At 66.4% G+C, this 24374-nt stretch carries 24 protein-coding genes; 12 read left to right on the top strand and 12 right to left on the bottom strand.

Going from position 1 to position 24374, the window contains the following annotated elements; translation table 11 throughout:
• Nucleotides 1-34: 34 nt before the first annotated feature.
• Nucleotides 35-949, bottom strand: coding sequence for a 3-oxoacyl-ACP reductase (locus Q0W90_RS06020; RefSeq protein WP_297773616.1), 915 nt, complete (start codon nt 947-949; stop codon nt 35-37).
• A gap of 44 nt (nt 950-993) precedes the next feature.
• Nucleotides 994-1185: a ferredoxin gene (locus tag Q0W90_RS06025; protein WP_297594976.1), complete on the bottom strand. Its 192-nt coding sequence runs from the start codon at nt 1183-1185 to the stop codon at nt 994-996.
• A 212-nt stretch (nt 1186-1397) separates the two neighbouring features.
• Between Q0W90_RS06025 and Q0W90_RS06030 the strand changes: the two genes are divergently transcribed.
• The 4 genes from Q0W90_RS06030 (at nt 1398) to Q0W90_RS06045 (ending at nt 6128) form a co-directional block, all read left to right on the top strand.
• Nucleotides 1398-2576, top strand: a complete 1179-nt coding sequence (locus Q0W90_RS06030; RefSeq protein ID WP_297594977.1) for an acyl-CoA dehydrogenase — start codon at nt 1398-1400, stop codon at nt 2574-2576.
• Between the two features lie 29 nt (nt 2577-2605).
• Nucleotides 2606-3703, top strand: coding sequence for an acyl-CoA dehydrogenase family protein (locus tag Q0W90_RS06035; RefSeq protein WP_297594979.1), 1098 nt, complete (start codon nt 2606-2608; stop codon nt 3701-3703).
• A gap of 5 nt (nt 3704-3708) precedes the next feature.
• Nucleotides 3709-5232, top strand: coding sequence for a long-chain-fatty-acid--CoA ligase FadD17 (fadD17, locus tag Q0W90_RS06040; protein ID WP_297594980.1), 1524 nt, complete (start codon nt 3709-3711; stop codon nt 5230-5232).
• A gap of 182 nt (nt 5233-5414) precedes the next feature.
• Complete coding sequence (locus Q0W90_RS06045) at nt 5415-6128, top strand: hypothetical protein (RefSeq protein WP_297594982.1); 714 nt, start codon at nt 5415-5417, stop codon at nt 6126-6128.
• Here Q0W90_RS06045 and Q0W90_RS06050 read toward each other — a convergent pair.
• From Q0W90_RS06050 to Q0W90_RS06065, 4 genes are all read right to left on the bottom strand, one after another.
• Nucleotides 6114-7664 carry an acetolactate synthase large subunit gene (locus tag Q0W90_RS06050; RefSeq protein WP_297773619.1) on the bottom strand — a complete coding sequence of 517 codons (1551 nt, stop codon included), beginning with the start codon at nt 7662-7664 and terminating at the stop codon, nt 6114-6116. The two genes, Q0W90_RS06045 and Q0W90_RS06050, sit on opposite strands and share 15 nt — an antisense overlap.
• Nucleotides 7661-8485 carry an amidohydrolase family protein gene (locus tag Q0W90_RS06055; protein ID WP_297594984.1) on the bottom strand — a complete coding sequence of 275 codons (825 nt, stop codon included), beginning with the start codon at nt 8483-8485 and terminating at the stop codon, nt 7661-7663. The genes Q0W90_RS06050 and Q0W90_RS06055 overlap by 4 nt, the downstream gene beginning before the upstream one ends.
• An 81-nt stretch (nt 8486-8566) precedes the next feature.
• Nucleotides 8567-9340, bottom strand: a complete 774-nt coding sequence (locus Q0W90_RS06060) for a fructosamine kinase family protein (protein WP_297594986.1) — start codon at nt 9338-9340, stop codon at nt 8567-8569.
• On the bottom strand, nt 9337-11007 hold the full coding sequence (locus Q0W90_RS06065; protein WP_297594987.1) for an acyl-CoA synthetase: 1671 nt from the start codon (nt 11005-11007) through the stop codon (nt 9337-9339). Before Q0W90_RS06065 ends, Q0W90_RS06060 begins: the two co-directional genes overlap by 4 nt.
• A gap of 70 nt (nt 11008-11077) precedes the next feature.
• On the opposite strand from Q0W90_RS06065, the gene Q0W90_RS06070 reads away from it, so the two are divergent.
• The gene (locus Q0W90_RS06070; protein ID WP_297697892.1) at nt 11078-11905 is read left to right on the top strand and encodes a crotonase/enoyl-CoA hydratase family protein; all 828 of its coding nucleotides are present in this window, start codon (nt 11078-11080) and stop codon (nt 11903-11905) included.
• Nucleotides 11906-11989: 84 nt separating this feature from the next.
• Here Q0W90_RS06070 and Q0W90_RS06075 read toward each other — a convergent pair whose 3' ends face one another.
• On the bottom strand, nt 11990-13198 hold the full coding sequence (locus tag Q0W90_RS06075; protein ID WP_297594999.1) for a cytochrome P450: 1209 nt from the start codon (nt 13196-13198) through the stop codon (nt 11990-11992).
• Between the two features lie 54 nt (nt 13199-13252).
• On the opposite strand from Q0W90_RS06075, the gene Q0W90_RS06080 reads away from it, so the two are divergent.
• Nucleotides 13253-13975 (top strand): acetoacetate decarboxylase family protein, encoded by a 723-nt coding sequence (locus Q0W90_RS06080; RefSeq protein WP_297773622.1) that lies wholly within the window; start codon nt 13253-13255, stop codon nt 13973-13975.
• A 149-nt stretch (nt 13976-14124) separates the two neighbouring features.
• Here Q0W90_RS06080 and Q0W90_RS06085 read toward each other — a convergent pair whose 3' ends face one another.
• The gene (locus Q0W90_RS06085) at nt 14125-15165 is read right to left on the bottom strand and encodes an LLM class F420-dependent oxidoreductase (RefSeq protein ID WP_297594990.1); all 1041 of its coding nucleotides are present in this window, start codon (nt 15163-15165) and stop codon (nt 14125-14127) included.
• Nucleotides 15166-15242: 77 nt separating this feature from the next.
• Between Q0W90_RS06085 and Q0W90_RS06090 the strand changes: the two genes are divergently transcribed.
• From Q0W90_RS06090 to Q0W90_RS06105, 4 genes are read left to right on the top strand one after another with little or no spacing between them, the layout of a single operon-like run.
• Nucleotides 15243-16244 carry a Zn-ribbon domain-containing OB-fold protein gene (locus Q0W90_RS06090; RefSeq protein ID WP_297594992.1) on the top strand — a complete coding sequence of 334 codons (1002 nt, stop codon included), beginning with the start codon at nt 15243-15245 and terminating at the stop codon, nt 16242-16244.
• Nucleotides 16245-16259: 15 nt separating this feature from the next.
• Nucleotides 16260-17324 (top strand): thiolase domain-containing protein, encoded by a 1065-nt coding sequence (locus Q0W90_RS06095; protein WP_297594993.1) that lies wholly within the window; start codon nt 16260-16262, stop codon nt 17322-17324.
• Complete coding sequence (locus Q0W90_RS06100) at nt 17324-18523, top strand: thiolase domain-containing protein (RefSeq protein ID WP_297594994.1); 1200 nt, start codon at nt 17324-17326, stop codon at nt 18521-18523. Before Q0W90_RS06095 ends, Q0W90_RS06100 begins: the two co-directional genes overlap by 1 nt.
• An 8-nt stretch (nt 18524-18531) precedes the next feature.
• Entirely contained in the window at nt 18532-18939 is a 408-nt protein-coding gene (locus tag Q0W90_RS06105) for a nuclear transport factor 2 family protein (protein ID WP_297594995.1), read from the top strand.
• Here Q0W90_RS06105 and Q0W90_RS06110 read toward each other — a convergent pair.
• Nucleotides 18936-19460, bottom strand: a complete 525-nt coding sequence (locus Q0W90_RS06110) for a gamma carbonic anhydrase family protein (RefSeq protein ID WP_297594996.1) — start codon at nt 19458-19460, stop codon at nt 18936-18938. The genes Q0W90_RS06105 and Q0W90_RS06110 overlap by 4 nt on opposite strands.
• Before the next feature lie 114 nt (nt 19461-19574).
• Here Q0W90_RS06110 and Q0W90_RS06115 point away from each other — a divergent pair, with 114 nt between their 5' ends.
• Both Q0W90_RS06115 and Q0W90_RS06120 read left to right on the top strand, forming a co-directional pair.
• Entirely contained in the window at nt 19575-20753 is a 1179-nt protein-coding gene (locus tag Q0W90_RS06115) for a Rieske 2Fe-2S domain-containing protein (protein WP_297594997.1), read from the top strand.
• Nucleotides 20754-20758: 5 nt separating this feature from the next.
• Nucleotides 20759-21205: a hypothetical protein gene (locus tag Q0W90_RS06120; RefSeq protein ID WP_297594998.1), complete on the top strand. Its 447-nt coding sequence runs from the start codon at nt 20759-20761 to the stop codon at nt 21203-21205.
• Between the two features lie 68 nt (nt 21206-21273).
• Here Q0W90_RS06120 and Q0W90_RS06125 read toward each other — a convergent pair whose 3' ends face one another.
• The 3 genes from Q0W90_RS06125 to Q0W90_RS06135 are packed head-to-tail and all read right to left on the bottom strand — an operon-like array spanning nt 21274 to nt 24337.
• Nucleotides 21274-22419, bottom strand: coding sequence for a sulfotransferase (locus Q0W90_RS06125; RefSeq protein WP_297773626.1), 1146 nt, complete (start codon nt 22417-22419; stop codon nt 21274-21276).
• Entirely contained in the window at nt 22419-23201 is a 783-nt protein-coding gene (locus tag Q0W90_RS06130; RefSeq protein ID WP_297601907.1) for an SDR family oxidoreductase, read from the bottom strand. The genes Q0W90_RS06125 and Q0W90_RS06130 overlap by 1 nt, the downstream gene beginning before the upstream one ends.
• Complete coding sequence (locus Q0W90_RS06135; protein WP_297601909.1) at nt 23198-24337, bottom strand: hypothetical protein; 1140 nt, start codon at nt 24335-24337, stop codon at nt 23198-23200. Before Q0W90_RS06135 ends, Q0W90_RS06130 begins: the two co-directional genes overlap by 4 nt.
• Between the last annotated feature and the right edge of the window lie 37 nt (nt 24338-24374).

The following is a 24374-nucleotide window of genomic DNA, read 5'->3' on the forward strand; positions in this document are numbered from 1 at the left end:
TGGCGATTCCCCCCAATCGATCGGCCGCGAATGGCTATTGTGCCATCAGTCCGCTCGCCGAAAAATTGTGCTCAGGATCACGGCCAGCAAAGTAATCCTGCAATGTCGCGCTCAGCTGCGCAGGGTCCCAAGCGGCGCCGTTGGCGCTGAATTTGCGCTCCACGGTCGGCGCAGCGACCAATGTCACCTGTGGACCGTAGACGATGAACACCTGGCCGTTGACTTCCGCTGCGGCCGGAGACGACAGGAACTTGACCAGGTTGACGACGTGCTCCGGCGACAACGGGTCGATGCCCCCCGCTTCCGCATCCGGTGCGTCGCCGAAGACGTCGGCCGTCATCGCGGTGCGCGCGCGGGGGCAGATGGCGTTGGCGCACACGCCGTAGCGGCCCAGCGCCCGCGCGGCCGTCAGCGTGAGGGAAATGATGCCGGCCTTGGCGGCGCCATAGTTGGCCTGCCCGACCGGGCCGACCAGGCCGGCCTCCGACGCGGTGTTGACGATCCGGCCGAAGATCTGGCCGCCCGCCTCCTTGGCCTTGGAGCGCCAGTAGGTGGCGGCGTTGCGGGTCAGCAGGAAATGACCGCGCAGGTGCACGGCGATGACCAGGTCCCACTCCTCGTCGGACATGTTGAACAACATCCGGTCGCGGGTGATCCCCGCGTTGTTGACCACGATGTCGAGCCCACCCAGCCCGTCGGCCTGCGCGACCAGCTCGTCGGCCGTGGCGCGTTCGCTGATGTCGCCGGCCACGGCAATCGCCTTCGAGCCCGCGGAGTTGATTTCGTCGATGACGTCGGAGGCATCCAACGCGGCGGCGATGTCGTTGACGACGACGGTCGCTCCCAGGCGTGCCAGGCCCAGCGCCTCGGCCCGTCCCAGGCCCGCGGCCGCACCGGTCACCACCGCGACCTTGCCGGAGAGATCGGTCGCGTTCGTGCTGCTAGTCAATTTATGAATACCTCTAGTTTCGGGTTGCGCGCTCTGGGCTCGGATTAGTCGCCGCGGGAAAGCGCGGCGCGCGGGCATTCGGCGATCGCCTGCTCGACCAACTGCTCCTGATCGGCGGGAATGGGGTCGAGTTTCACCACGGCGTAGTCCTCGTCGTCCAGGTCGAAGATATCGGGTGCAATTCCCAAGCACACTGCGTTACCTTCGCACCGGTCACGGTCCACGATCACCCGCACAGCACACCCTCCTTGAACCTGGCCGTCACCGAGGACACGCCTCATCTGTATGTAGGTCCACCATAGGGCCCCGACACCTCTGGCGAAACGGTCGCTGGATTCCCAGACTAGAACGTGTTACAACCGGGAAGGCGAACGGGTAGCCGTTGGTCAAGCTGCAGCCTGTGACGAGGCTTGTTACTCCGACGTCGTTAACGTGAAGGACGGCTGAAATGCGTATCAGTTACACCCCGGAACAGGAGGAGCTGCGTCGCGAGCTGCGGTCGTACTTCACCACGCTGATGACCCCGGAACGTCGCGAGGCGCTGACCTCGACACAGGGCGAGGTCGGGACCGGCACCGCCTACCGTGACACCGTCGCGCAGATGGGCAAGGACGGGTGGCTCACCCTGAACTGGCCCAAGGAGTACGGCGGCCAGGACCGCTCCCCGATGGACTCGCTGATCTTCACCGACGAGGCCGCGATCGCGGGCGTGCCGGTGCCGTTCCTGACGATCAACAGCGTGGCGCCGACGATCATGGCGTTCGGCACCGAGGAACAGAAGAAATTCTTCCTACCCAAGATCGCCGCAGGCGAGCTGCACTTCTCGATCGGCTACTCCGAGCCGGGCGCCGGCACCGACCTGGCCAACCTGCGCACCACCGCCGTGCGCGATGGCGACGACTACGTGATCAACGGCCAGAAGATGTGGACCAGCCTGATCGCCTATGCGGACTGGGTGTGGCTGGCGGTGCGCACCAACCCCGAGGCCAAGAAACACCGCGGCATTTCGATGATCGCGGTGCCGACGACCGCCGAGGGCTTCTCGTGGACGCCGGTACACACCATGGCCGGTGTGGACACCAGCGCCACCTATTACTCCGACGTGCGCGTCCCGGTGACCAACCTGATCGGCGAGGAGAACGGCGGCTGGAAGCTGGTGACCAACCAGCTCAACCACGAGCGGGTCGCCCTCGTCTCTCCGCAACCGATCTTCCTGGCCCTGCGCGAGGTTCGCGAATGGGCACAGAACACCAAGGACGCCGGTGGCGCCCGGCTCATCGACTCGGAGTGGGTGCAGCTCAACCTGGCCCGGGTGCACGCCAAGGCCGAGGTCCTCAAGCTGATCAACTGGGAGCTGGCATCGGCAGCGAGTGAAGCCCTGTCGCCCGCCGATGCATCGGCGGCCAAGGTGTATGGCACCGAGCTGGCCACCGAGGCCTACCGACTGCTGATGGAGGTGCTGGGTACCGCGGCGACGGTGCGCCAGAATTCGCCGGGCTCGTTGCTGCGCGGCCGGGTCGAGCGGATGCATCGGGCCTGCCTGATCCTGACCTTCGGCGGCGGCACCAACGAAGTGCAGCGCGACATCATCGGCATGGTCGCCCTCGGCCTGCCCCGAAACCGTTGAGCCGCTAGGTAATAGAAGGACGGACGTTCATGGATTTCACCACAACCGAAGCGGCGAACGACCTCGGCAACCTGGTCGACACCATCGTGGACTCGGTATGCACACCCGAACACCAGCGTGAGCTCGACGGGCTCGATCAGCGGTTCGACCGTGACCTGTGGCAAAAGCTGATCGACGCCGGCATCCTGTCCAGCGCGTCGGCATCATCGCTGGGCGGCGACGGCTTCGGCGCGCTCGAGCAGATCGCGATCCTGGTCGCGCTGGGACACCAGCTGGCCGCGGTGCCCTACCTGGAGTCGGTGGTACTGGGCGCCGGGGCGCTGGCCCGGTTCGGCTCCGAAGAGCTGCAACAAAGCTGGGGCGTGCCGGCGGTCAACGGCGAGAAGACGCTCGGCGTCGCCCTCGACGGCGAGATGGGCGAGGGCCCGGTGCGGGCGGTCGGCGCCGGCGCCGGCTACCGACTGACCGGAACGCGCACCCAGGTCGGATTCGGCCCGGTCGCCGACGCTTTCTTGGTTCCCGCCGAGACAGACTCCGGCACCGTGGTTTTCCTGGTTACCGCCGACGACCCCGGCGTCACCGTGACCGCGTTGGAGACCACCGGCCTGGGCAGCGTCGGGCACCTCGCGCTGGAGGGGACCGAGGTGGACGAAAGCCGCAAGGTCGGCGGCCCCGAGGTCGTGACGTGGCTCGGCGCGCTCGGCGACTTGGGCCGCAGCGCTTTCCAGCTCGGAGTGCTCGAGCGTGGCCTGCAGATGACCGCCGAATACGCGCGCGAGCGTGAGCAGTTCGACCGCCCGATCGGCAGCTTCCAGGCGGTGTCGCAGCGACTGGCCGACGGCTACATCGACGTCAAGGGGTTGCGGCTCACGCTCACCCAGGCTGCCTGGCGAGTCTCGGAAGACGTTCCGGCCGAGATCGACGTCGCCAGCGCGGCGTTCTGGGCCGCCGACGCCGGTCACCGGGTGGCGCACACGATCGTGCACGTGCACGGCGGCGTCGGCGTCGACACCGATCACCCGGCGCACCGCTACTTCCTGGCCGCCAAGGAGACCGAGTTCGCCCTGGGCGGCGCCACCGGGCAACTGCGGCGCATCGGCCGTGAGCTGGCGGAGACGCCCGCTTAGGCGAGATGGAACTCACCGACGACCTGACGGTCACCAAGCTGCTGGCGCCGCTGACCGAGATCGACGATCGGGGTGTCTACTTCGAGGACTCGTTCATCAGCTGGCGTGATCACCTGCAGCATGGTGCCGCGATTGCCGCGGCGCTGCGTGAGCGCCTCGACCCCGCCCGGCCGCCGCACGTCGGCGTGCTGCTGGAGAACACCCCCTTCTTCTCGGCGATGCTGGTGGCGGCGGGAATGTCGGGGATCGTGCCGGTGGGGCTCAATCCGGTGCGCCGCGGCGAGGCACTGCAGCGCGACATCGACCGGGCCGACTGCCAATTGGTGCTCGCCGACTCGAAATCGTCTGAGACGCTGGCCGATATCGAGCACCTGAACGCCGACTCCCCCGAGTGGGCCGACGAGGTCGCCGCGCACACCCTCTCCCGAAGCGGCGCGGAAATGTCTTTTCAGTCCGCCTCGCCGGCCGACCTGTTCATGTTGATCTTCACGTCGGGTACCAGCGGCGAGCCGAAGGCGGTCAAGTGCAGCCACGGCAAGGTCGCGATCGCGGGTGTGACGATGTCGCAGCGCTTCGGGCTCGGCCGCGACGACGTCTGCTACGTGTCGATGCCGCTGTTTCATTCCAACGCGGTCCTGGTCGGTTGGGCCGTGGCCGCGGCGTGCGAGGGATCAATGGCCTTGCGACGCAAGTTTTCCGCGTCGAACTTTATCGTCGATGTGCGCCGTTACGGTGCCACCTACGCGAACTACGTGGGCAAGCCGTTGTCGTACGTGCTGGCCACGCCCGAGCGGCCCGACGACGCGGACAACCCGCTGCGCGCGGTGTACGGCAACGAGGGTGTACCCGATGACATCGAGCTCTTCGGCCGCAGATTCGGCTGCGTCGTCCAGGACGGGTTCGGTTCCACCGAAGGGGGTGTGGCCATCGCACGCACACCGGACACACCGCCGGGTTCCCTGGGCCCACTTCCGCAGGGAATCGACATCGTAGATCCCGAAACCGGCGCGGTGTGCCCGCCGGGCGTGGTCGGCGAGCTGGTGAACGCCGCCGGGCCCGGGCGGTTCGAGGGTTACTACAACGACGAGGCGGCCGAGGCCGAGCGGATGGCCGGCGGGATGTACCACAGTGGCGATCTCGCCTACCGCGATGACGCCGGATACGCGTATTTCGCTGGGCGGCTGGGTGATTGGATGCGCGTCGACGGCGAGAACCTCGGTGCGGCCCCGATCGAGCGGGTGTTGCTGCGCCACCCCGACCTCACCGAGGTGGCGGTGTACCCGGTGCCCGACGCGATAGTCGGAGATCAAGTCATGGCCGCCGTGGTGATGGCGCCGGGCACCCAGTTCGATGAGGAGAAGTTCCGCGCCTTTTTGGCCGAGCAGCCGGACTTGGGACCCAAGCAGTGGCCGTCGTACGTGCGGGTCAGCGCCGAGCTCCCGCGGACGGTGACCTTCAAAGTGCTGAAGCGACAGTTGGCCGCCCAGGGCGTCGACTGCGCCGACCCCGTGTGGAAGATCCACCGCTAGCGCACCGGGCCGACGCGTTTTGGCAACGTGCCCGACGGGCGTCGCGATCCATATCGATCGTGGCCTGCGCGCGTTGTGCGACACTTCATGAGCATGCCGCGAAGAAGAGGAGATGCGATGGTTGATGCGCCGGATCCCCGCCTCGGCACATTGGTCACGCACGCCGATACCGAAACCGGCGCATGACTGCACGCCCTCTGGAGCTCGCGCTCGAGGCGAGCTTTGAGCAGCTTTCCGCCGCGCTACCGGCGAGCGTCGGCGTCGCCATCGCCCGGCCGGACAGAACGTTTTCGCTGGGGAGCTGGTGGTCCGGTGTGGCCTGGTCGACGATCAAAGTGCCCCTGGCGATAGCGGCGCTGCGCAACGACTGGCTCGGGGCCCGCGATTTTGCGGTGAAGGCCATCACCGAGTCCGACAATCGCGCGTCCGAGCGGTTGTGGTCGCAATTGGGCGAGCCGAGCAACGCGGCGCGGCAGGTTCAGGTCGTGGTGGCCGAGGGCGGTGACACCGCGACGGTGGTCGAGTCACGCCGACTCCGCCGTGGCTTCACCGCGTTCGGCCAAACCCAGTGGAACCTGCAGCGCCAAGCGCGGTTCGCGGCAGAGCTGCCGACCATTCCCGACGCCGCCGAGGTGATCGACCTGATGCAACAGCTCACCACCGGTGACCGATGGGGATTGGCCGCCAAAGGGGTTGCCGCAAAGGGGGGTTGGGGGCCGGGGGCGCACGGTGAGTACCTGGTCCGGCAATTCGGGATCGTCCCCACCCAATCCGGGCAGTGGGGCGTGGCGCTGGCGGCGGACGCCCACGACGGCGCGTTCGAAACGGGAGTCGACGTGGTCAATACGCTGACCGACTGGCTGCTGAGCAGGGTGCCGAGCCTAGCCCGTTATTGACGGCACGACGGCGTCGATCAAATGCGGCCCGGGTTGCGAGAACGCCTCGCGCAGCGCATCGGCGAACTCCTCGCCGGTGGTGACCCGTCGGGCGGGTACTCCCATGCCCTCGCTGATCTTCACGAAATCCATTGTGGGGCAAGATAAATCGAGCAGAGAGAGCGCCTCGGGCCCGGGGGCCGATCCGGCACCGACCCGTTGCAGCTCGATCCGCAGGATATCGTAGGCGCTGTTGTTGTACAGCACGGTGGTGACGTTGAGGTTTTCCCGCGCCTGGGTCCACAATCCGGAAATCGTGTACATCGCCGAGCCGTCGGATTCCAGGCACAGCACCGGCCGATCCGGGGCGGCGATCGCGGCACCGATCGCCGCCGGAATGCCATAGCCGATCGCCCCGCCGGTCAGGGTCAGCCAGTCGTGCGCCGGCGCCCCGGCGGTGGCCTGCGCGAGCAGCACGCCCGACGTGTTCGACTCGTCGACCACGATCGCCCGGTCCGGCATCAGCGCCCCGATCACGTCGGCCGCCGACGCGGAAGTCAGCGCGCCCGTGGGCAGCTTGGGACGCGACGCGGCCGCCACCGGCGCCACTGTCCCGGACGCCACCTGATCCGCCAGGGCGATCAACGCGTCCGCCGCGCCGCTGTGTTCGGCGAGCGCGTGCACCTCGCAGCCGGCCGGCACCAGGTCGCTGGGCATGCCCGGGTAAGCAAAGAACGACACCGGCGACTTGGCACCGGCCAACACCAGATGCTTGGCGCCGTCCAACTGGGCCGTGGCGGCCTCGGCGAAATAGGCGAGCCGGTCGACGGCGGAGATACCGGCGCCACGCTCCAGGCGGGTGGGAAAGGTCTCGCACAGCACGCGCGCGCCCGTCGCCGCGGCGATCCGGGTGGCCGCGGCCAGGCCGGCGCGGCGGGTGGCATCGCCGCCCACCATGATCACCGTCGGCTCCCCGGAGCCCAGCACCTCGGCCACCTCGGCCCCCAGCAGGGGGTCGGCGCCCGCCGGGTGTGCCTCCAGGTTGGAGAACAGCTGGGCGCCGTCGGACCAGGACACGTCGGCGGGCAGGATCAGCGTCGAGATCTGCGATCCCCATCGGCTGGCCGCGATGCCCTCGACGGCGTCGGCCGAAACCTGGGAGGCGTCGCCCGTGCGGCGCACCCATCCCGAGACGGTGCGGGCGAGGGCGTCGATGTCGGATTCCAGTGGGGCGTCGTATTTTTTGTGATACGTGGCGTGGTCGCCGACGACCACCACCATCGGCACATGGGCGCGCCGCGCGTTGTGCAGATTGGCCAGGCCGTTGCCCAATCCGGGGCCCAGATGCAGCAGCACCGCCGCCGGGCGATCGGCGATGCGCGCATACCCGTCGGCCGCGCCGGTGGCGACCCCCTCGAACAGTGCCAGCACGCCACGCATCCGCGGCACAGTGTCCAATGCGGCGACGAAGTGCATCTCCGACGTGCCCGGGTTCGCGAAACACACGTCGACACCACCGTCGACCAGGGTGTTGATCAGGGCCTGGGCGCCGTTCACGTGATCGCCTCCAGTCGAAACACTCGTTCGGCATTGCCGCGCAAGAAGTCTCGTCGAGCCTCGTCGGACAGCCCGAGTTCGTCCAGCCCCGCCAGCGCATGCTCGTGAAAGATCATCGGGTAATTGGTGCCGAACAACACTTTCCGTTGCCCGGTACGAGTTTTCATGAATCTGATGAGTTCTTCCGGCAACCGCCTGATCGTGTACGCCGACGTGTCGATGTAGACGTTTTCGTGCTTGCGGGTCACCGCAACCATCTCTTCGGTCCACGGGTAGCCGACGTGACCGCAGACGATCACCAGTTCGGGAAAGTCGAGGGCCACCTGGTCGATGTAGGGAATCGGCCGGCCGGTTTCCGACGGACGCAGCGGCCCGGTGTGACCGACCTGGGTGCAGAACGGCACCCCGGACTCCACGCATTGGGCAAACAGCGGATAGTAGCGGCGATCGGTGGGCGGGGCGTTCCACAACCACGGCACCACCCGCAGGCCGACGAACCCTTCTCCGACTCGCCGTCTCAGCTCGCGGACCGCTTCCATCGGGCGGTCGAGGTCCACGGCGGCAAGTCCGGCGAACCGGTTCGGGTGCGCGGCAACCCATTGCGCCACCTCGTCGTTGGAGACGAGGTCTTGGCCATTCGGGCCGCGCCAGGCGCTGAGTATGCCCCGTTGCACGCCGGCGGCGTCCATCGACGCCAGCGTCGCCTCGATCGGGATTTCAGCGTCGGGGATCGATCCGCCCGTCCAGCGCCGCAGGGACGCCAGCATGTCGCTGCGCAGGAACCGTTGCGTCGGGTGTTGCATCCAGACGTCGATCGTCATCGGGATCGACAGTAGCCCGGCGACGATGCGCGCCGCGTGGGGGCGGGAGGAGAAGGCGGGCAATCCGACTGTAGACGCCGCTCAGGCGGTCAGCGCGGCGCGGGCGGCGGCGGCGGTTTGTCGGGCGTATCCGCCGCCGAACAGCACGACATGGGCCAGCAGTCCGAACAGCTGGTGCAGCCCCGTGCGGTCGCGCCAGCCGGGTGTCAGCGGCCGCACCCGCTGATAACCGTCGAGGACGGCGTCGTAATGCGGGCAGCCGAACAGCGCGAGCATCGCCAGGTCCGTCTCGCGGTGACCGCCGTGCGCGGCCGGGTCGATCAGCACCACCCCACCGGGCGTCCACATCACGTTGCCGCTCCACAGATCACCGTGCAGCCGGGCCGGCCGGTCGTCGTCGTCGTCGAAATCGCCCGCACGGCAACGCGTCGCGACGGCGTCGACGGCCTCGCGGGTCGCGGCGTCCAGGCGCGCCGCCGCGAGTTCGGCCATCGGGACCAGCCGCTCCTCCGCGTAGAACTCGCCCCAGCGTCGGTGGGGTCGCAGCGACATCGGCAGGGGCTGCGACAGCGGCCCGAAGAAGCCGGGCCCGTCCCATCCGTCGGGGCCCGCGCCGAAAGCCGCAGCCCCGGCGTCGTGCGTGATGGCCAGCTGGCCGCCGAACGCGCGCGCCGCCTCGGGGGTCGGGCTCACCGAATCGAGCCGCCGCAGCGTCAGGCTCGTCGCGGTGACGGAAACGACCTGCGCGCATGGCACGCCGCCGTCGACGCCGGAAAGCCAGCGCAGGCCGGCGGCCTCCCAAGCGAAGTAGCCGGCGGGAACGTCAGGGTGGTGCTTGACGAAGTCGGTCGTCACGCACCGGTCGCGGCGTGAGCGGCATGCACCTCGTCGGCCGGACGCGCCTCGGTCTGCTCCTTGGCCCAGCGGTAGTCCGGTTTGCCGGCGGGCGAACGCTTGACCTCGTCGACCAGCCACAGGCTGCGCGGCACCTTGTATCCGGCGATCGCGGAACGCACGAAGGCATCCAGCTCCGGCAGTGCGGGGCGGGTCCCCGGCCGCGGCTGGACGACGGCGGCGACGTGCTGCCCGTACCGCGCGTCGGGCACACCGACCACCAACGCGTCGAAGACGTCGGGATGCCCCTTGAGCGCGGCCTCGACCTCCTCGGGGTAGATCTTCTCGCCGCCGCTGTTGATCGACACCGAGCCGCGGCCCAGCATCGTGACGGTGCCGTCCTCCTCGACCGTCGCGAAGTCGCCGGGGATGGCATAGCGGACGCCGTTGATGGTCTTGAACGTCTCGGCGGTCTTCTTCTCGTCCTTGTAGTAGCCGACCGGGATGTTGCCCTTCTTCGCGATGAATCCGCGCACACCGGAGCCGGGCTTGACCTCGTTTCCGTCCTCGTCGAGGACGACGGTGCGGTGGTCGATCGTCACACGCGGGCCGCCGCTGTGCGGTGCGTCCTTGGCGACGATGCTGGTGCCACCGAACCCGGTTTCCGACGAGCCGATCGAGTCGGTGATGACCCGGTTGGGCAGCAGCTCGAGGAATTTCTCCTTGATGCTCGGCGAGAACAGGGCCGCGGTGGAGGCGAGCAGGAACAGCGACGACAGGTCGTACTCGTTCCCCTTGTCCTGGTGCGCCAGCAGCGCGTCCAGCAGCGGCCGCGCCATCGCGTCACCGGTGAAGAACAGCAGGTTCACCTTGTGGTCGTGAATCGTGCGCCAGACCTCGTCGGCATTGAATTCCGGTGCCAGCACGGTGGTTTGGCCCGAAAAGATCGACATCCAGGTGGCCGACTGGGTGGCGCCGTGGATCATCGGCGGAATAGGGTGGCGCACCATCGGCGGATTGGCCGCGGCGGCCTTGGCCAGGTCGTACTCGTCCTTGACGAATTCGCCTGTGGCGAAGTCGGTTCCACCGAACAGGACCCGGTAGATGTCCTCGTGGCGCCACATCACGCCCTTCGGGAAGCCGGTGGTGCCGCCGGTGTACAAGATGTAAATGTCGTCGGCACTCCGCTCACCCAGCAGCTCGGCGAAGTCGCGCTCGGGCGAGCTCTGCGCGATCGCCGAGTAGAACTCCACGCCGCCGTAGCGCTGGAAGTCGTTGTCGCTGCCGTCCTCCACCACCAGGACCGTCTTGACACTGGGAGTCTCCGGCAACACGTTGGCCACGCGGTCGGAGTACTGACGCTCATGGACCAGCGCGACCATGTCGGAGTTGTCGAACAGGTAGCGCAGCTCGCCCTCGACGTAGCGGTAGTTGACGTTAATCAGAATGGCGCCCGCCTTGACGATGCCGAGCATCGCGATGACGATTTCGATGCGGTTCCGGCAGTAGAGACCGACTTTGTCGTCCTTTTTCACCCCCTGATCGATCAGGTAGTGGGCAAGGCGGTTGGCCTTCTCCTCCAGCTGGGCGTAGGTCAGCTTCTCGTCGCCGCAGATCAGGGCGACACGCTCGGGCACCGCGTCGATGGCGTGCTCTGCAAGATCGGCAATATTCAAGGCCACGGCCACCAAATTAGAACGTGTTACATTTCGAGGCAAGCTCGTGACCGTTGTCGAGGGAAAGGCGGTAGCCGTGGCCGTGGAGAACGCCGGAGCCCCAGCAAACACAGAAAACGGGGAAACCGGGCCTGACGCGCTGGTGGAACAGCGTGGTCACACCCTGATCGTGACCATGAATCGGCCGCACCGCCGCAACGCTTTGAGCACGGAAATGATGGAGATCATGGTCCAGGCCTGGGATCGGGTCGACAACGATCCCGACATCCGCTGCTGCGTCCTGACCGGGGCCGGTGGCTACTTCTGCGCGGGCATGGACCTCAAGGCCGCGACGCAAAAGCCCCCGGGCGACTCATTCAAGGACGGCAGCTACGACCCGTCGCGAATCGATGCGTTGCTGAAGGGCCGCCGGCTGACCAAGCCGCTCATCGCTGCCGTCGAAGGGCCGGCCATCGCCGGCGGCACCGAGATCCTGCAGGGCACCGACATCCGCGTAGCGGGCGAGAGCGCCAAATTCGGCATTTCCGAGGCCAAGTGGAGCCTGTACCCGATGGGCGGGTCCGCGGTGCGGTTGGTGCGCCAGATCCCCTACACGGTGGCGTGCGACCTGCTGCTGACCGGGCGGCACATCACCGCCGCCGAGGCCAAGGAGATGGGCCTGATCGGCCACGTCGTTCCCGATGGGCAGGCGCTGACCAAGGCGCTCGAGATCGCGGAAGTGATCGAGAACAACGGGCCCTTGGCCGTGCAGGCGATTCTCAAGACCATCCGCGAGACCGAGGGAATGCACGAGGAAGAGGCCTTCAAGCCCGATACCGCCAACGGGATACCGGTGTTCCTCTCCGAGGACTCCAAGGAAGGCCCGCGGGCGTTCGCCGAGAAGCGCAAGCCCAACTTCCAAAACCGCTAGCCCGGCGCGAGCCGTCGCGGGCGTAACCGCACTGCGAAGTTGCGCCCGGTTTTTCGCAATGCGGTTACGCTCGGCGCAAGACCGTCAGCCCAGCAGCGGCGCGCTCGGGGTGAACACCACCGGCATGGCTTCCAGGCCGCTGACGAAGTTGGCCCGCCGCAGCGGCAAAGCCGAGTCGTCGGCCAGTCTCAGATCCGGCAGCCGCTTGAGCACCCGCTCGGTCATCATCGAAAGCTCCAGCCGGGCCAGCTGATTCCCGAGGCAGAAGTGCGTGCCGAAGCCGAAAGACACGTGGCTGTTCGGGTTTCGGCGGATATCGAAGCTGTCCGGATCGTCGAACACTGACTCGTCGAAGTTGCCCGACTCGAACAGCAACATGACCTTCTCGCCCTCATGCAGTGAGGTGCCGTGGAATTCCGTATCAGCAGTCAAGGTTCTGCACATGTTCTTGACCGGCGACGTCCAGCGCAGCATCTCCTCCATCGCGCTGGGAAGCAGCGAGGGGTCGCGCACCAACGCATCCCACTGGTCGCGGTGGCGGACCAGCTGTTCTGTCCCCCCGCTCAAGGTGTGCCTCGTGGTCTCGTCGCCGCCGATGAGGATGAGCAGCGTCTCCATGACGATCTCGTCATCGGACATCCGCTGCCCCTCCACCTCGGCGTTCACCAGGATGGAGAACAGGTCATCGGTGGGCTCGGCTCGCCGCTTGGTGATGATGTCGGTGGTGAATTCGGTGTACGCGGCGAATGCGGCCATCACCGCCTGGGCTTCGTCCGACGCGGGGTCGATGTGCGAACTCAGCCCGCAGACCAGGTCATCGGACCATTTCAACAGCATGCCGCGTTCGGTGGGCAGCACGCCCAGCATGTCGCCGATCACCGCCATCGGCAGCGGGGCGGCGATATCGCGGACGAAGTCGCACTCGCCGCGCTCACACACCGCGTCGATCAGGGTGTCGCACAGCTTCGCGATGGACGGCTCCTTCTCCTTCACCCGCTTGCGGGTGAAGCCGGCGTTGACTAGCTTGCGCCGCAACAGATGTGCGGGATCGTCCATGTCGATCATGTAGGGCATACCCGGCTGCTCGGGGCGGATTCCTCCGGTGCTGGAGAACAACTCCGGATTGCGCTCGGCGTCGAGGATGGCTTGATAGGTGGCGGCACCGGCCAGGCCATTGCGATCGCGAAATACCGGCTGGTTGGCGCGCATCCAGCGATAGGCCTCGCGTGAGGCGCGCCGGTCGGCGTAGAAATTGCCATCGGTCAGGTCGATATTCGAAATTGCTTCCGGGATGGTCGAAGTCATCTACAGCCTCCAAATGTTGACGAACGGATTACAGTAACCGGCATGGCTGAGTCACAACACATCGTTGCGGGGACAGTCCTCACCATGCCGGTGCGGATACGAAAAGCGGACGTGCACGCCGCGATGTTTTCGGTGGATGCACAAGCGGCGCAACGCCTTGTCGATTACAGCGGCCTGCAAGTCTGCCAACACCGTCCCGGCCGGGCGGTGGTCAACCTGATGCTGGCCCGCTATATCGACGGCGATCTGGGGCAGTACCACGAATTCGGTACCTGCGTGATGGTCAACCCGCCCGGTTCGACGGCGCGCGGCTGGCGGGCGCTGGGCGACGCGGCCGCGTTCATCCACCATCTGCCGGTCGACCAGAGCTTCACCCTGGAAGCCGGGCGCTCCATCTGGGGATTCCCGAAGATCATGGCCGACTTCACCGTTCACGAGCACGGCCGGTTCGGATTCGACGTCAGCGCCGACGGCGCGCACATCGCCGGCATCGACTTCGCCCGGGGATTGCCGGTACCGTCGCTGTTCACGTCGCGGCCGCAGGTGCTCAAGACCTACACCTTCGCCGACGGCACCACCCGCGAAGTGCCCTGGGAGATGCGGGTGCGCGGGCTGCGCGGTCGGGTCGGCGGCGCGACGTTGCGACTTGGCGATCACGCCTACGCCAAGGAGCTGGCATCGCTGGGCCTGCCAAGGCGGGCGATGGTCTCTGGATCTGTCGGCCACGTCGAGATGACGTTCGGCGACGCCCATCCGCTCGGCTGACCGGCCGGACCGGTGTCGATTGCCCGGCTCCACCTCGTCGCGCCGCGCGCTCGGCATCGTCGTCGGGCCTGTCATCCGGACAATCTAGAACGCGTTCTAAGCCCCTGGCAAGAAAACTAGAACGTGTTCTAGATTTCTATGTGCGGCTGTCAGATCAGGCTCGCCAGCTCGCGGACCTGCTCCGTACTGCGGCCAGACACCACCATCATGGTGACGCCGGCGGCCTCCCAGGCCTTGATCTGCTTACGCACGTAGTCGACGTCGCCGACGATGGCGGCGTCGTCGATCACCTCGTCGGGGATGATTTCCGCGGCTCGTTCTTTGCCGTCCTTGCGTCCACTGCGGAACAGCCTCGTCACGTCGTCGACGACCTCGGAGTAGCCCATCCGGCGGTAGACGTCGGCGTGGAAGTTGGTGTCCTCGGCGCCCATCCCGCCCATGTAGAGCGCGATGTAGGGCTTCATGGCCGCGAACGCGGCGCTGCGGTCCTCGGTGATGACGATGTTGGCCGTCGCGCAGATCTCGAAGTCCTCGCGGCTGCGGCGTGCGCCCGGGCGCGCGAACCCCTCGTCCAGCCACTCGTTGTAGGTGTCGGCCATGCGCGGCGTGTAGAAGATCGGCAGCCAGCCGTCGCAGATTTCGGCGGCCAGCGCGACGTTCTTCGGACCCTCGGCACCCAGCATGATCGGGATGTCAGCCCGCAGCGGATGGGTGATGGGCTTGAGCGGCTTGCCCAGACCTGTTGCGCGCTCGCCGGTCAGCGGCAGCGGGTAGTGCGGCCCGTTACTCGTCACCGGCGCCTCCCGCGCCCACACCTGCCGGATGATGTCGATGTATTCACGGGTCCGGGCCAGCGGCTTGGGGAACGACTGGCCATACCAGCCCTCGACCACCTGCGGGCCGGAGACGCCGAGGCCGAGGATGTGTCGGCCGCCGGACAGGTGGTCGAGCGTCAAAGCGGCCATGGCGCAGGCCGTCGGGGTGCGGGCGGACAGCTGGACCACCGAGGTGCCCAGCCGCACCCGGGATGTCGACGAGCCCCACCAGGCCAGCGGTGTGTAGGCGTCGGATCCCCACGCTTCGGCGGTGAAGATGGCGTCGTATCCGGCCTCCTCGGCGGCGGCGACGAGCTCGCCGTGGTTCTCCGGCGGCTGAGCGCCCCAATATCCCAGCTGCAATCCCAGCTTCATCGTCTTTGCCCTTCCGGTGGTCGTCCCGATCCAAGAAAGATTTGAATCCGTTCTTAGAACCTGTTCTACTCGATGGCGTGACAGCCAGCTCGAGTAGCCCGCCCCTGATGGATCACCCTGAACCACCGCTCTCCGCGCCATTGACGTTGTCCTTCGACTACACCCGTTCAGTCGGCCCCACGCTGAGTAAGTTCTTCACCGCGCTGCGCGATCGCCACGTCCTGGGGGTGCGCGGATCGGATGGCCGGGTGCACGTGCCACCGGCGGAATATGACCCGGTCACCTATGAGCCGCTGGGCGAGATGGTACCGGTGTCCAGTGTGGGCACCGTCGTTTCGTGGACCTGGCAACCCGAACCGATGGAGGGTCAGCCGCTGGACCGGCCGTTCGCGTGGGCGCTGATCAAGCTGGACGGCGCGGACACCCCGCTGATCCATGCCATTGATGTCGGAGCTGCGGGTCCTTCCGCCATCAAGAGCGGCACCCGGGTGCATGTGCACTGGGCCGACGAGCCGGTGGGCGCCATCACCGACATCGCGTACTTCGAGCTGGGCGAGGAGGCCGAAGCCGTCGCGGAAAAGTCGGACGGCGAAAAAGACCCGGTGACAATGATTGTCACGCCGATCTCGCTGACCATTCAGCACACCGCCTCGCACGAGGAGAGCGCCTACCTGCGCGCCATCGCGCAGGGCAAACTGCTGGGCGCGCGCACCGGGGAGGAAGGAAAGGTCTACTTCCCACCGCACGGCGCTGACCCGGCCACCGGCCAGCCGACGACCGAGTTCGTCGAGCTGCCCGATAAGGGAACGGTGACGACGTTCGCGATCATCAACATCCCGTTCCAGGGCCAGCGCATCAAGCCGCCGTATGTGGCCGCCTATGTGCTGCTCGACGGATCCGACATCCCTTTCCTGCATCTGGTCGCCGACATCGACGCCCACGAGGTACGGATGGGCATGCGCGTGGAAGCGGTGTGGAAACCCCGCGAGGAGTGGGGTTTTGGCATCGACAACATCGAGTACTTCCGGCCGACCGGGGAACCCGACGCCGACTACGACACCTATAAGCACCACCTGTAAAGGGCTTAGGAACACATGAGCGCTCGCAACGTTGCGGTAGTCGGCTTTGCCCACGCACCACACGTCCGCCGCACCGATGGCACCACCAACGGCGTCGAGATGTTGATACCGTGCTTCGCCGAGCTGTATGAGGAGCTGGGCATTGACAGGACCGATATCGGCTTCTGGTGTTCGGGATCATCCGATTACCTTGCCGGGCGGGCCTTTTCGTTTATCTCGGCGATCGACTCCATCGGCGCCGTTCCGCCGATCAACGAATCGCACGTCGAGATGGACGCGGCGTGGGCCCTCTACGAGGCCTACATCAAAATCTTGACCGGTGAGGTCGACACCGCGCTGGTGTACGGCTTCGGGAAGTCCTCCGCCGGCGTGCTACGGCAGATTCTGTCGCGGCAGACCGACCCGTACACCGTCGCGCCCTTGTGGCCCGATTCGATCTCGATGGCCGGGCTGCAGGCCCGCATCGGGCTCGACACCGGCAAGTGGACCGAGGAGCAGATGGCGCGCGTGGCCTACGACTCCTTTGCGAACGCGCGCCGGGTGGACAAGGTGGAGGGCTCGATCAGCGTGGCGGAGTTGCTCGAACGGCCGTATTACGCCGACCCGCTGCGACGACACGACATCGCACCGATCACCGACGGCGCCGCGGCGATCGTGCTCGCGGCCGGGGACCGGGCGCGCGAGCTGCGCGAAAACCCGGCCTGGATCACCGGGATCGAGCACCGCATCGAAACCCCGTCGTTGGGCGCGCGCGATCTCACCGAGTCCACGTCGACCAAGGCCGCGGCCCACATCGCCACCGGCGGCAGGACCGACAACCTGGACGTCGCCGAGATCTGCGCACCCTTCACCCACCAGCACCTGATCATCGCCGAAGCCATCCGGATACCGGGACCGACTAAGGTCAATCCGTCCGGCGGTGCGCTGGCGGCCAACCCCATGTTCGTCGCTGGCCTCGAGCGTATCGGCTTTGCAGCACAACACATCTGGAACGGTTCCGCTGAGCGGGTGCTGGCGCACGCCACCAGCGGGCCCGCGCTACAACAGAACCTGGTCGCGGTCATGGAAGGGAAGAACTGATGGCCGGTGCAGGGCCGAACATTGCTGCGGTACTAGGTACCGGACAAACGAAGTATGTCGCCAAGCGCCAGGATGTTTCGATGAACGGCTTGGTGCGCGAGGCGATCGATCGCGCGCTGGCCGACTCCGGTTCCACCTTCGACGACATCGACGCCATCGTGGTCGGCAAGGCGCCGGACTTCTTCGAGGGCGTGATGATGCCCGAGCTGTTCATGGCCGACGCCATGGGTGCCACCGGCAAGCCGCTGATCCGGGTGCACACCGCGGGATCGGTCGGCGGCTCCACCGGCGTGGTGGCCGCCAGCCTGGTGCAGTCCGGCAAGTACCGGCGCGTGCTGGCGATGGCCTGGGAGAAGCAGTCGGAATCAAACGCGATGTGGGCGTTGTCAATTCCGATCCCCTTCATCAAGCCGGTGGGTGCGGGCGCGGGTGGCTACTTCGCCCCGCACGTGCGCTCGTACATCCGTCGATCCGGCGCGCCGACGAACATCGGCGCCATGGTCGCGGTCAAGGACCGCCTCAACGGCAGCAAGAATCCGCTGGCGCACCTGCACCAGCCCGACATCACCCTGGAGAAGGTGATGGCGTCGCCCATGCTGTGGGACCCGATCCGCTACGACGAGACATGCCCCTCGTCGGACGGCGCCGCCGCCGTCGTGATCGGCAACGAGGAGGCCGCCGAAGCCCGTTTGGCGCAAGGCAATCCGGTGGCATGGATCCATGCCACCGCGTTGCGCACCGAACCGCTGCAGTTCTCCGGGCGCGACCAGGTCAGCCCGCAGGCCGGCCGCGACGCGGCCGCCGCGCTGTGGAAGGCCGCCGGCATCACCAGCCCCATCGACGAGATCGACGCCGCGGAGATCTACGTGCCGTTCTCCTGGTTCGAGCCGATGTGGTTGGAAAACCTGGGGTTTGCGCCCGAGGGCGAGGGCTGGAAGCTCACTGAAGCGGGCGAAACCAAGATCGGCGGCCGGCTGCCGGTGAACGCGTCGGGCGGCGTGCTGTCGTCGAACCCGATCGGCGCCTCGGGCCTGATTCGCTTCGCCGAAGCCGCGATCCAGGTGATGGGCAAGGGCGGCGACCACCAGGTGCCGGGCGCGCGAAAGGCCTTGGGACACGCCTACGGCGGCGGCTCGCAGTACTACTCCATGTGGGTGGTCGGCGCCGACAAGCCCGCGGCCCAAAAGCTCGACGCGTGAACGCGCCGATGACTGAGCATCCCGCACACGAGGCCGGCCGCCGCTCCCGCGAGGCGGTGGCGGCCAGGGACAAGGACGCCTGGCTGGCGGTGTTCGCCGACGACGCCATCGTCGAGGACCCGATCGGCCCCTCGGCGTTCGACCCCGAAGGCAAAGGGCACCGCGGCCGTGACGCGATTTCGGCGTTCTGGGACAAGGCCATCGCCCCCACCGCGAAGATCGAGTTCGTTTTCCGCGACACCTATCAGTGCGGCAACGAAGAGGCCAACGTCGGGCACATCCTGATCACGACGGGCGAATATCAGACGACCGCCGAAGGCGTGTTCACCTACAAGGCCAACGACGAGGGCAAGCTGGTGGCCCTGCGGGCCTATTGGGAGATGGACCGCGCGGCGGCCAACACGCGCAAGGTCTAGATCGGCTCCAACCCGGCCAGATGCCGCTGGGCGAGGTCGCGGTAGGCCTGCGGATTCACCTTTACCCACATCTCGGCGCCGGTTCCGGCGACCGGGCCCCTGATCTGGGCCGGTGCGCCGACGGCCAGCATCCCTGGCGGGATCTGGGTGCCGGCCGTGACCAGTGAATGCGCCGCAACGAGGCTGCGCGCGCCGATCACCGCGCCGTCCAGAACGGTGGCGTGGTTGGCGATCAGCGCCTCAGGCCCCACGTGTACCCCGTGTATGACGCACAGATGCGCCACCGTCGCACCGGGGCCGATGTCCACCGGGATACCGGGAGGGGCGTGCAGCACCGACCCGTCCTGCACGTTGGCGCCCTCGCGCACCATGATGGGCCCGTAGTCGCCGCGCAGTACGGCGTTGAACCAGATTGAGGCCCCCGCCTCCACGACGACGTCGCCGATCAGAGTGGCCGTCGGGGCCACGAAAGCGGTGGGATCGACCCGTGGTGACCGGCCCTCGAACGCAAACAGCGGCATCGTTTAGATATACCCCAGCGCGCATATGACCCAGCCAGGCCCGCCGTCATTGCGCGCCCCCCGCGCAAAACTGTAACGTGTTCTAGTTAGAGGGCCATTAGTTGGAGGTGACAGGTGAGTACCGACACCAAGGCGGTCGGCGTCCGGGAAATCGATCCCGGCGCTTTGCCGACCAGATACGCCCGCGGCTGGCACTGCCTGGGCGTCGCGAAGGACTTCCAGGACGGCAAGCCGCATTCGATCGAGGCTTTCGGCACCAAGCTGGTGGTCTTCGCCGACTCCCATGGGGATGTCAAGGTCCTCGACGGCTATTGCCGGCATATGGGCGGAGACCTGTCGCGGGGCACCATCAAGGGCGACGAGGTCGCCTGCCCGTTCCACGACTGGCGCTGGGGCGGCGACGGCCGCTGCAAGCTGGTGCCGTACGCCAAGCGCACGCCCAAGACGGCGCGCACGCGGTCGTGGGCAACCGACGTGCGCGGCGGCCTTTTGTTCGTCTGGCACGACCACGAAAACAATCCGCCGGATCCCGCCGTGCGGATCCCGGACATCCCGGAAGCCCACAGCGACGAATGGACCGAGTGGCGGTGGAACAGCATCCTCATCGAGGGGTCCAACTGCCGCGACATCATCGACAACGTCACCGACATGGCGCACTTCTTCTACATCCATTTCGGATTGCCGACGTACTTCAAGAACGTCTTCGAGGGTCACATCGCGTCGCAGTACCTGCACAACGTGGGCCGGCCCGATGTGAGCGATCTCGGCACGTCGTACGGCGAGGCACACCTGGATTCCGAGGCGTCCTACTTCGGACCGTCGTTCATGATCAACTGGCTGCACAACAGCTACGGCGGCTTCAAGGCCGAGTCGATCCTGATCAACTGCCACTACCCGGTGACCCAGAACTCGTTCGTGCTGCAGTGGGGCGTCACCGTCGAAAAGCCCAAGGGCATGGACGACAAGATGACCGACAAGCTGTCGAAGGTGTTCACCGAGGGCGTCAGCAAGGGCTTCCTGCAGGACGTCGAGATCTGGAAGCACAAGACCCGCATCGACAATCCGCTTCTGGTCGAAGAAGACGGCGCTGTCTACCAGCTACGCCGTTGGTATCAGCAGTTCTATGTCGACGTCGCCGACATAGAGCCGGAAATGGTGGAACGCTTCGAGATCGAGGTGGACACCACCCGCGCCAACGAATATTGGAACTCCGAGGTCGAGGAGAATCTCAAGGCCAACGGATCCGAGGCGGACGAGACGGTTACCGACGACGTCCCGGCGGAGCACCACTAGGAATCATGGGCGACGATCAGCCAGCGGTACCCGACGTCGATCGGCTCGCGCGGTCGATGTTGCAGCTGCACGGCGATCATCACGACCACGAGGAGGAGCCCGCCCGCGACGATGGCTCCGGATCATGGTCGAAGTCAGGGGATTTCGCCAATGATCCGCAGCGGGCGGCGGCGGTGGCCGAAGCCAGCCGGGCCGACCGTGAGCGCTACCTCAACTCGGGTCTGTTGCCGGTGGACTGCCGTTTCTGCCACGTCCGCGTCACGGTCCGCCGGCTTGGGCCGGGGCACACCGCCGTGCAATGGAACACCGAAGCGTGGCAGCGTTGCGCACACTTCACCGAAGTGCGCGAGTCCGGTGGCAATACCGCGCGCACCCGGTCCTGCCCCAAACTGAGCGACAGCATTGAGCACGCCGTCGCCGAGGGCTACCTCGAAAGTCCGGACGAAGGCTGATTCCGCGAGGCTGTAACTACCGACAGTGTTACTCGCGAAATATGTTGCCAGTTGTAGTCTCGCGGCGGTCACAGGCCGGCGAAGCGCTCCCTGACCTCTTCAGCGGTGAGCCCATAGTCGGCCAGTGAGTACTTGTGCTTCGGAGCGCGGGCCCCGGTCTGACTCTCGGCGTGGCTGTCCTCCATGGCCTTTCGAGCCGCGTCGGTCAGCGTCAGGCCGAAGTGTCCGTATACGTTCGCGACGGTTCCCAGCGGGTCGTCGATCAACTCGCGATAGTCGACGTCATAGAACTGAGCCGGGTTGTACTTGGCGCGTGCGGTATGGAACTGCTCTAGGCCGCGCGACCAGGTTTCGATTGCGTCGGCACCGATCTGAACACCGGAGAAGGTCGTCGACCACCCCTCGGCAGTGTGCTGCGCCAACGAGCACATCGACGCCAGGATCGTTTCCACCGGCCGGTGGGTCTGTATCACCAACGCGTCGGGGTAGGTCGCCATCAACGCGTCCAGCGCAAAGAGGTGGCTGGGATTCTTGAGCACCCAACGCTTTTCGGCGTCGTTCAAACCGATCAGCTGAAGGTTGCGGCGGTGCCGCTGATAGGACGGTGTCCAGTCCTGCCGGGACAGCCACTGCGAATAGGTGGGTAGGTGCGACAGCGTCTCGTAGGATACCGAATGCAGCGACTGCCGCAGCAGTTGCCAGCATTCCTCCAACTCGTAGGCGGCCATGAAATGCAGGCCGGTGTACTCCGGGTTCTCCGCGTGAGCTTTGTCGAACTGCGCGTTCAGCTGGCTGTACCACGGGTTGGAATCCCACGTGTCGCGAGGCGGACGCGGTTGCGGGAACTCCGCCAGCCACAGGTGCAGACCCTGATGGATCGGGTCCGCGCCCAGCAGGCGGTGCAAGATTGTCGTGCCGGTGCGCGGCAACCCGGTGACGAAGATCGGCCGCTCGATGCCGACGTCGGCGTGCTGCGGGTACTGCTTCCATGCGGACTCGGAGAACAGCCTGGCTACCAGCGCGTTGCGCAGGAAGAAGCGATTCATTTTGCTGCCCAACGCGGTTAGCGCGGCATCACGCCGGTAGGAGTCCAGCAGCACACCGAGGGCCTCGCGATAGTTGTCGTTGTCGACGCCGAAGTCGTCGAGCCCGACAAGCTTGGTCGCCGACGCGTGCAGGTCCTCGACGGTACCGACATCGGTACGCTCGGTCATCAGGTGTGGTACTCCCCGCAGTTGACGTCCAGGGTCTGTCCGGTGATGCCGCTGGACAAGTCACTGGCCATGAACAAAATTGCCGAGGCGACCTCGTCCTCGGTGGGCAGCCGCTTGAGGTCGGAGTTCGCCGCGGTGGCCTCATAGATCTGCTCGGCCGTGGTGCCGTACTTGCCGGCCTGATGGTTGAAGTAGGCCTGCAACGTGTCACCCCAGATATATCCGGGCGCAACGGAATTGACGCGGATCCCCTGTTCGCCGAGCTCGGTGGCCAGCGACTGCGACATGGACAGCAACGCAGACTTGGCCATCTTGTAGGCGCCGTACTTGGCCTGCGAGTGCCGGATCACCATGGAGTTGACGTTCACGACCGACCCCTTGGATTCCGCCAGCGCCTCGGTAAAGCCCTGGATCAGCCGCAGCGCACCGAGCGCGCTGAGTTCGATCGCATCACGAATATGCTGAAACGTGGTGCCGGCCAACGGCTTCATCGACGGCACCCGGAACGCGTTGTTGATCAGCACGTCGGCCTTGCCGTAGGCCTCTAGCGTGGCGGCGACCAGGTTGCTCACCTGGTCGTCATCGGTGATATCGGTGCGCACCGTCGTCGCACGGCCCCCGATGTCGGCGATCTGTTTGGCGACGTCGTCCAGGCGTTCTGGCGTGCGCGCCGCCAGCACCAGATCGGCGCCCTCCCGCGCGCATCGGTGCGCCAGCGTCGTACCCAGACCCGGGCCGACGCCGCTGATCACCACAACCTTGCCATCGAGCAACTTCGTCATCCCAGCATCCTCGCCTGAATTTGTTGATGACGCAGGGCGATTCGCGCGCGCCAGTCTTCGTCGGAAATCTTGTTGTGCTCGAAGTACGGCAGCGCGGCCGGCACCTTGTCGGTGTCAACCAGCTCGACCGACGGGCCGTCGACATCGGTCAGTTGACGCGACACCCGCTGCCAGCGAAACTGCAAGATGCCCTTCCGATGCCCGAGCGTCTCCACCCAGTTGGTCACGCCGGGGTTCTGGTCGGCGACGACGATGCGTACCTTACCGTCCGGATCCGCTTGCGCCTGAGTGTTGTTCAGCGAGGTCTGGTGGTTGATGTAGTCCAGCGAGATATACCACAGGCTGCCCAACTGGAACCCGAGGTAGGGAGCGTCGGTGACCGGGATGGTGATCACCAACGCCTGGTCGGGCCGCAGCTCGTAGTGCCCGACCGACGAGTACTGGGTCGCCAGCCCGCCGGGCGTCAACCGGGGCGCGACCATGGTGTTGACCGGGATGTTGAAATAGAACCACTGCGGGAACTGCAGCCACGTCTTCACCCGGTTCACAAGTTGCTTTCCGGCTGTGGCGAAACGCTTTTCGATGGTTGCGCGAGTGAGCGGCGGCGGCGCGGTGCCCGCGGTGTCCAGACGAGAAATCGCCAAGGTGCCGCGCTGAGCCGCCCAGTCGCCGTATACCTCGCGGATCACCAACTGTCCGGGGCTGTTCGGTCGCACCCGCCACTCGAAGCTGCCGTCGGCGGCGATCTGCAGCTCCCGGTCGTCGAACGCGGCCTGGCTGGCGGGCACGTTGTCGTCGGTGTACTCGCCACCCAGCAACTGGAAACTCAGGTCGGTGGTGGTGCCGCGCCGGCCGGTGACGACGTAATCGTGGTTGGCGTGCACCCGGGTGCCGAAGTACAGCGTGTCGGGGTTGTCCAGGCCCATCTTGGTGAACGGCCCGGTGCCCGACTGCAAGAAGGGATGGTCGCGGTCGTAGTCGAAGGCCAGATGCGTGCAGGCGGCGATACACCCGGCCAGATATTGGAGTCCTTCAAGGAGGTCGGCTTCGGTCTCGATGTGCGGTGCGGCCGCCACGAGCTCTTCGGCCTCGGCGATCGCGGAGGTGAGCGGGCCCGAAAAGGAATTTGTGAACACGCCTAGACGCTAGAACGTGTTCTACTTTTTCGTCAAT

The sequence above is a fragment of the Mycobacterium sp. genome (assembly GCF_025933915.1).
Taxonomy (GTDB): domain Bacteria; phylum Actinomycetota; class Actinomycetes; order Mycobacteriales; family Mycobacteriaceae; genus Mycobacterium.